The sequence below is a fragment of the Flavobacterium daejeonense DSM 17708 genome (assembly GCF_000425425.1).
Classification (GTDB): domain Bacteria; phylum Bacteroidota; class Bacteroidia; order Flavobacteriales; family Flavobacteriaceae; genus Flavobacterium; species Flavobacterium daejeonense.
Genome location: NZ_AUDK01000031.1, coordinates 42,289 through 49,766, shown reverse-complemented (window position 1 = coordinate 49,766; position 7,478 = coordinate 42,289). Strand labels below are relative to the sequence as shown.

Sequence of the window (7,478 nt, the reverse complement as noted above, 5' to 3'; positions counted from 1 at the left end):
AAATCAGCTCCAACATAAGTCAAGGTATAATTGCTGTTTAAAGCGACACTTCCCTGTGTGATGGCATAATCACCAACACTCTCTCCTGCATCTCTGCTCAAAGAACCGCTGAAAACATCACTAAAGGCTAAACTTCCTGAAGTAATCTGATAAGTCAAGACAGGGTCGGAATCTCCGTAAGTTTTGGACTTCGCATCTGCTGTGATAGTAATTGCCCGTTTGCCAATAGTCAACAATCCATTAATTGGAGTTACACTGTAATTCGGATTTGAACCTAAAGTAACTGTAATCGGATAATCACCAACTGATGAAAACTGGATTGCTGTGGTTGCTAAAGAATAATCCAAAATATCGCCATTCACCGTTCCTGTAACTGAGGCATCTAATGTTGGATTAAAATCTCCATAAGTTTTAGATTTGGCATTAGCTGTTACGGTAGCTGCTTTTGGAGTAATTACCACCGTAACCAATGTTCTTGTTGCACTTTTACAACCAGATGTCGTATTTCTGGCTTCCGCATAAGCAGAATAGGTTCCTACATTCGTACCTACAGGAGCAACTGTCGGTGTTGTACCGGTAGCGGTTGTGTACCAATCAATTTCTTCTCCAAGATTCGAAGTAGCCGTTCCTGTATGGGAAACTCCATCATAAACTCCGGAATAATTTACTGCTGTTGGTGCAGTTGGTAAGGCAAGAACATGAATGGTTTTATTTGCTGCTTTAGAGCAGCCTGTATTTACATCAGTAACAGTATAGGTAACACTTACATCACCGGAAGCTATACCTGTAACTAAACCATTAGTGCTTACTGTTGCTATTGCAGGATCAGCACTACTCCAAACGCCTCCTAAAGTAGCATTTGACAATTGAAAAGAAGAACCTACACAAACATTGGTAGTACCACCAGGCAATATAGATGCGACAACTGGTATTGGATTAACCTCGTAAGTTAAAACATTTGATTCTGCAGAACAACTAATACCATTAAGCGTTGAAGTCGCTATTCTTTTAAAAGATGTAGTTGTTGCAAAAGAATCTGGATTATACTGACTAGATGTTGCTGAAGTAACAGTTGTCCAATTTCCTCCGTTATCTGTACTCACTTGCCAAATATAACTAATTGTACCCGGACCACTAGCTGCCATAACCTCTGATGTTATACCCGGATTTAAAATTCCGCAACCCGGACCTGGCTGTGTCACACCTTTTCCAATTACCCCGGGATTGACACCATTAATCACTACATCAATTTTTGCTCTTGGACTTTCGCACCCTATCGTTTGACTCGCATAATAACTTGTAGTTCCTAATGAAGTTGTAGAAGGAGTTGGTGCCGTAGTACTTCCAGTTCCACCTGAAGCTGATGTGTACCATAATAAATTATCACCAGTTGCTGTTAAAGGATTTGATGAAGATCCCTGACAATAGGTTAGGGGACTGTTTACTGTAGGTGCCGCAGGAGGTGTACAGGCTGTATAAATACCCGTAATTTGCTGACCACCGTTGCCGTTATTAGCACCTACAACACTCCCTCTGGAAGCTTTATATGTTACTCCTGAGACAGACACGTCATTAAAAGTATATTCAATAGTTTGACTGTTGTTTACTGCAATTGCTGGAGAAGAAGCATTAGGAGTGACAAAATTTATAGATGTAAAACTCCCACTTGGTGAACCAGTAGGATATACTCTATAGTTAACCGTTACACTAGTATTATTTGGTAATCCGCTTGTTGTAAAAGTAACATTAGCATCCGTAAAGAAAACTTCATAAGTAAATCCCGAAGACGAACCTAAAGCACCAAGCATTAAATCGGCACCTAATTCGCAGTCATTCACATACCAGGAAGCCGTAAAATTACCATTTTCATCAGCCACGGTTGTCCAGGATTCATGAGGTTGGGGAGTTACAGGCCCGCAATCTACATCGGGATTTGTAAGATTATCCACTTCGAGCATTATCGTTTCTCCGGGTTGCCAGCCCGAACCGCTAATATAAACGGTTTCGCCCGGAGCATAATCTAAATCGACCTGATCAAGTATTACAATTTGACCAAAAGAGATATTGGCAAACAGTAAATTAGTAATCAAAAAAACAAAAAATAAAAATCGGGAAAAGGGTAGAATTGTTTTCATACGCAATGAATTAAAATAAACAAAGTATGCCAAATCGTAATTATTTGAAATAACAGAAAACAACATTATTTTACCTGAATTTCAAAAAACCATAACTAATTTATACAATTAGCCATACAATATTTCACATTGTCGATGAACGCACAAAAAAAACTACCAACTACATAATCAACATTTTAGATTTTATTATTAAGAATATTTCTAAAAGAAATTACAAAAGTTGCCCCCTTATTTTTCCCTTCGCTAGTGGCTGTCAGACGACCATTATTCTTTTCTATAATTTGCCGGCACAAATACAAACCAATTCCGGCAGAAGATTCGTTAGAAATCCCTAACCTGCTCATTTTAGTAAATTTATCAAATATTTTTGACTGCTTTCACTATCAAAACCAACACCTTTGTCTATCACTTTTATATATAATCCTTTTTCGTCCTGAAAACTTTGGATTTCGATTACCGAATCGAAAAAAGAAAACTTAACAGCATTACTCATTAAATTATAAATCACCCGGGTTAATAATTCGGGATTAATGACCAGTTGCAACATTTTTAAATCTAATTTTTTAACCAATTGAATCCTCTTGGCATTCATACATTTAAAAACCTTATTTTCAACTACCTGAATTATATTCTCCAAATCAACCAACTTAAAATCCGGATTGGTTTGTAACATTTCATCCTGTTTTTTCAGCATTTGGATAAAATTTTGAATGTATTGATATTGCTCCGTTGAGGATTCACAAATCAACTGCGCCAATTCTTTCACTTCATCAGAAGGATTGGTTTCTAAAATCAACGTAGCCAAAGATTTTGGATTCCCTGCAAAAGTTTTTAAATCATGCGAAAGCAGATAAATCAAGTCCTGCTTCTCAGTTATAAACGACTCACTTTCTAAAATGGAATCGTGGATATTAAACAATAACAATCCTGCTTCATCTGAAAAATACACCGGCAAATTAGTAATTGTTCGGTTCAATTTATAATCACTTAATGCTTTGGGTGCCAATTCAATCGGCTGAATTAATTTTTTCAGAATCCATAAGGTTCCCCCTGTAGCAATTAGTGTCATAACCAACGGAAAGACTAATAAACCGGCAACAGAAAAATCCCCTTTGTCAAATAGCACAAAAAGTAAAATTCCAATTAAAGGAATATGAATTCCAATAAAAGCAACAAACAAAAACTTAAAGGCATAACTTTTCTTTAAAAAACTTATAGCGGATAATTTTTCATAAAATTTCATATCACTTAACGTGTTGGGTGAAATTGTTTTTGATTGTAAATTTTCGTCAGTTCGAGTGATTTTCTCCCGAAGCCTCGGGAAGAAAATCGTATCGAGAACAAGAAAATTTATCATCAAAAACGGTTCTCGAACTGACGTTTTTGATAATTCCATCTAATGGGTATCACTTAAATTTGGAACAGCTAAAATATACGAAAAAACAACATAAAAAATAATCGCTTTTTATTCTCAATTTCACCAAACGCAGGGTAAAATAAATTTATTAGCTTTGCCATTATCGAAATCAGTAAACAAACGCATGCAGGATTGGCCTTATTTAAAAAAATACCAAAATGAAAATGCTCAATTGGGCGAACCCAAAACAGGCGAAAAAAGAGTGGTATTCATGGGCGATTCGATTACAGAATTCTGGAGTAAAGAACATTCTTTTTTTTCTCAAAATCCAACTTTCGTCAACAGAGGCATCAGCGGACAAACCACACCTCAGATGTTAGTGCGCTTTAGAACCGATGTCATTGAATTAAAACCAAAAATTGTTGTAATTTTAGCAGGAGGCAACGACATTGCGGGAAACACAGGTCTTTCTGACAGCAAAATGATTTGTAACAATATTTTTTCAATGATTGAATTGGCTCAAATTCATCAAATAAAAGTAATTCTTTGTTCCGTTTTGCCGGCGAATTATTTTTATTGGAATCCCAAGGAAAAACCTGCGCATCGGATTATCGAATTAAACACTATTTTAAAAGAATACGCGTTGTTAAATCACATTCCTTTTGTCGATTATTTTTCAGTAATGACAAACAACGAAAATGGTTTAAAAACCGAATTATCCGAAGACCACGTTCACCCCAATACTGCGGGCTACGAAATTATGAGCCCGATGATTGAAAACGCTATTAAAACAACTTTAAATAACAACTAAAAAAAATACCATGAACTATCGAAAACTAGGAAAAACTAATTTTGAAATATCCGAAATTGCACTCGGAACCTGGCAGGTAGGCGGAAAATGGGGTTCTCCATTTAGTGACCAGTCAGCCGACGAACTTTTGAACACAGCAATCGACAAAGGCATCAACTTTATTGATACTGCCGATGTGTATGAAAATGGTTTAAGCGAGAAAGCTGTAGGAAGACTCATTCGTTCCCGTTCCGAACGTATTTATGTGGCTACCAAATGCGGTCGTCACATCAATCCGCATGTAAATGAAGGGTACCAAACTAAAGTGTTGCAAAAATACGTAGAAGACAGTCTGCAAAGATTAGGCTTAGAAACATTGGATTTAATTCAGCTGCACTGTCCTCCTACCGAAGTTTTTTATCGTCCGGAAATTTTTGAACTTTTTGACAAATTAAAAAAAGAAGGGAAAATTCAAAATCTGGGAGTCAGTATCGAAAAAGTGGAAGAAGGTCTCAAAGCGATGGAGTTTGACAATGTAACTTCGATTCAAATTATTTTCAATTTGTTCAGACAGCGTCCTTCAGAATTACTTTTTGATCAAGCTAAGAAAAAAGACATTGGAATCATTGCCCGTGTACCTCTTGCCAGCGGGCTTTTGACCGGAAAATTCTCTGAAAAATCTATTTTTGACAGTAAAGACCACCGTTTTTTTAACCGCGAAGGCGCAGCATTCGACAAAGGAGAAACTTTTTCCGGAGTAAATTATGAATTAGGTTTAATTGCGGTTAACGAACTGAAAAAATTATTCCCAGAAGTTCAAAATCTGGCACCAATTGCGCTGCAATGGATTTTAAGTTTCAAAGAAGTAAGCTGTATTATTCCCGGCGCTTCCACAGAAAGTCATGTTTTATCAAATCTTTCTGCCCTGGATTTACCGGCTTTAACTCCTGAAAAAATTGCCGCTATGAACGAAATTTACAATCATTACATCAAAAAAGAAGTGCATAATTTGTGGTAAAATAAAGTTTTCAACCCAGTTAATTTTTTTCTTTTTCTGGGTTGAATTACAACATCACCTTTTTAAACAAATCCTTGATTAAATCCAGTTCTTTCCCGTAAGCGGTGTTTTTTCTGTTGGCAAAATAAAGAGTGTTTTTCAACTTTGAATGTCCCTCCCAAAGCAATTTTACGGTGCCGTTTTCTATTTCTTTTTGGCATAAAAAATCAGGAATAACCGCCAGTCCATTGGCATTACTTAAACAACGAACTATTGAATGAATATTTGGAACAATATAATTGGGTCTGAAATCAGGAAAACTACCAAAATTCAATTGCCAAAAACGAAAAAGATGTTCCATATCGCCTGTGGTTCCGTACCACTTTTGCGTTTTTAAATAACTTTCTGCCTCTGCATATTTTTTTTGTTTTACTAACTGCTGAAATTCCGAATCATCAAGCTGACTCCCTCCCACTAAAACAATGGTTTCTGAGGAAAAAGCTTCGTAACAAATATTGGACGAATTCCCTTTTTGCGGCGAAATGATTAAATCTAAAATTCCTTTATCTAAATTTTCGAGCATTTCAGGATACTCCCCAAAACGAATAATCACATTAAAAGGCAAAGTCGAAATGTATTGTTCCAAGGTAATTTGAAACGTTTCAAAACACATCCCAATACTAATGGTCGGCGTGTGTTTCTCGGAGCTCCGTTGAAAATTCTTTTCGGCATCTTCAAGAATTTTTAGTCCTTCTGCAATAGCATTATACAATATCTTTCCCCTTTCGGTCGGAATCATTTTGCGCCCGGTACGGTCAAAAAGTTTATAACCCACATAATTTTCTAACGAACTCAAATGCAAACTCACTCCCGGCTGGGATATAAACAAAGCATCGGCAGCACTGGTGAGTGTTCCCGTTTTATAAATAGCTTTAAAGGTGCGATACCATTCTAAATTGACCATAACTATTATATTTATAATACAAATGTATAAATTATACTATTTTAATAATAATAAAATCAGTTTTAAATTTGTATCAACATAAAAATAAAACTCATGAAAAAAGTATTTATCATAAATGCAGGTCAACGTTTTGAACATTCTGGTGGATTGTTCAACAATACTATTACGGAAGCTACCCAGCAATTTTTTGAACAATTAGAAGATATAGTCGTTCAAACTACAACTATAGAAAACGGATATATACCTATGGATGAAGTAAGTAAATTTGTTTGGGCAGATGTTATTATTTACCACACACCCGTATGGTGGTTCCAACTTCCGTTTAATTTTAAAAAGTACATTGACGAAGTTTTTAGTGCAGGATACAATAAAGGAATTTATCGCAGTGACGGCAGAAAATCAAGCAATCCAGACATCAATTACGGAACGGGGGGAATGATGCAGGGTAAAAAATACATGCTTACTACAACATGGAACGCGCCCGCAACAGCTTTTACGCTTCCGGGAGAATTTTTCGATCAAAAATCAGTAGATGAGGGACCTTTTTTTGGTTTTCACAGGATGAACGCTTTTACCGGAATGACTCCGCTAAAAAGTTATCATTTTCATGATGTAGAAAAAAATGTCAATATTGAAAAAGACATGAAAGCTTATCAAAAACATTTAGAAGAAACTTTTGCTGATTGTCTGATTGCTTTGAACTAAAAAAAATCCGTCCTGATCCCGATAGTTATCGGGGCTGTGACGGATTTTTTTTATATTTTTTGACTTCTTCAAAAACAAACTCAGGATTACTGTAATCAATAGGTTCTCCTTTTAAAAAAGAGGGAATCCCCATATAAACGGATATCACTCCTTTACCCAAAAGCAATTTCTTTTTTCGCTTCAACAAAGCAATGGGATAGCGTTTTAAAACTCCGCCACCGTAAGGCATATAATAGAAACTGCCTTTGATGGTATCACCAACGATAATACCTCTTACCTCACCCGAATCTTTTTGAAAACCATTGTACCGAATTTCATATTGCCCAAAAAACCGATTGTCTTCCAGCTTTGTAAAACGTAACAAAGCAGTATCCTTATCTTTTATTGCCCGATAAAAAAGCTCTTGACCGTTTTTTATACTATTATCACAACTAAAAAACACAAAGCAAAAAACAACTAAAACTAAAATTACGCTGATTTTTATTTTTAAAATACTATTCATCCTGATAAATCTTAAAAGCAAAGGTATC

Annotated in this window: 8 protein-coding genes; 3 read left to right on the top strand and 5 right to left on the bottom strand. The window is 35.9% G+C overall.

Annotation, left to right across the window (positions count from 1 at the left end):
* The 3 genes from H599_RS19985 to H599_RS19980 form a co-directional block, all read right to left on the bottom strand.
* Window positions 1–2,135 (bottom strand): MBG domain-containing protein (locus H599_RS19985; protein WP_162174271.1); only part of this gene is annotated, 2,135 nt, incomplete at its 3' end.
* Between the two features lie 176 nt (window positions 2,136–2,311).
* A complete protein-coding gene (locus H599_RS21265; RefSeq protein ID WP_245600539.1) occupies window positions 2,312–2,479 on the bottom strand; it encodes an ATP-binding protein in 168 nt (55 codons plus the stop codon).
* Complete coding sequence (locus H599_RS19980; RefSeq protein WP_245600538.1) at window positions 2,476–3,378, bottom strand: sensor histidine kinase; 903 nt, start codon at window positions 3,376–3,378, stop codon at window positions 2,476–2,478. Before H599_RS19980 ends, H599_RS21265 begins: the two co-directional genes overlap by 4 nt.
* 268 nt (window positions 3,379–3,646) lie before the next feature.
* On the opposite strand from H599_RS19980, the gene H599_RS0116710 reads away from it, so the two are divergent.
* Window positions 3,647–4,303, top strand: a complete 657-nt coding sequence (locus H599_RS0116710) for an SGNH/GDSL hydrolase family protein (protein ID WP_026715179.1) — start codon at window positions 3,647–3,649, stop codon at window positions 4,301–4,303.
* 10 nt (window positions 4,304–4,313) lie between these two features.
* A complete protein-coding gene (locus H599_RS0116705) occupies window positions 4,314–5,300 on the top strand; it encodes an aldo/keto reductase (RefSeq protein ID WP_026715178.1) in 987 nt (328 codons plus the stop codon).
* A 46-nt stretch (window positions 5,301–5,346) separates the two neighbouring features.
* Here H599_RS0116705 and H599_RS0116700 read toward each other — a convergent pair whose 3' ends face one another.
* On the bottom strand, window positions 5,347–6,243 hold the full coding sequence (locus H599_RS0116700; RefSeq protein WP_026715177.1) for a LysR family transcriptional regulator: 897 nt from the start codon (window positions 6,241–6,243) through the stop codon (window positions 5,347–5,349).
* Between the two features lie 93 nt (window positions 6,244–6,336).
* Here H599_RS0116700 and H599_RS0116695 point away from each other — a divergent pair, with 93 nt between their 5' ends.
* On the top strand, window positions 6,337–6,948 hold the full coding sequence (locus tag H599_RS0116695; protein ID WP_026715176.1) for an NAD(P)H-dependent oxidoreductase: 612 nt from the start codon (window positions 6,337–6,339) through the stop codon (window positions 6,946–6,948).
* 25 nt (window positions 6,949–6,973) lie between these two features.
* Here the strand turns inward: H599_RS0116695 and H599_RS0116690 are convergent, their stop codons facing one another.
* Window positions 6,974–7,450: a hypothetical protein gene (locus H599_RS0116690; RefSeq protein WP_051590785.1), complete on the bottom strand. Its 477-nt coding sequence runs from the start codon at window positions 7,448–7,450 to the stop codon at window positions 6,974–6,976.
* Between the last annotated feature and the right edge of the window lie 28 nt (window positions 7,451–7,478).

What these genes read in the sequence shown, in the direction of transcription:
- H599_RS0116695 (WP_026715176.1), top strand. Translation starts at nt 6,337, where the DNA reads ATGAAAAAAGTATTTATCATAAATGCAGGTCAACGTTTTGAACATTCT.
- H599_RS21265 (WP_245600539.1), bottom strand. Translation starts at nt 2,479, where the DNA reads ATGAGCAGGTTAGGGATTTCTAACGAATCTTCTGCCGGAATTGGTTTG.
- H599_RS0116690 (WP_051590785.1), bottom strand. Translation starts at nt 7,450, where the DNA reads ATGAATAGTATTTTAAAAATAAAAATCAGCGTAATTTTAGTTTTAGTT.
- H599_RS19980 (WP_245600538.1), bottom strand. Translation starts at nt 3,378, where the DNA reads ATGAAATTTTATGAAAAATTATCCGCTATAAGTTTTTTAAAGAAAAGT.
- H599_RS0116700 (WP_026715177.1), bottom strand. Translation starts at nt 6,243, where the DNA reads ATGGTCAATTTAGAATGGTATCGCACCTTTAAAGCTATTTATAAAACG.
- H599_RS0116705 (WP_026715178.1), top strand. Translation starts at nt 4,314, where the DNA reads ATGAACTATCGAAAACTAGGAAAAACTAATTTTGAAATATCCGAAATT.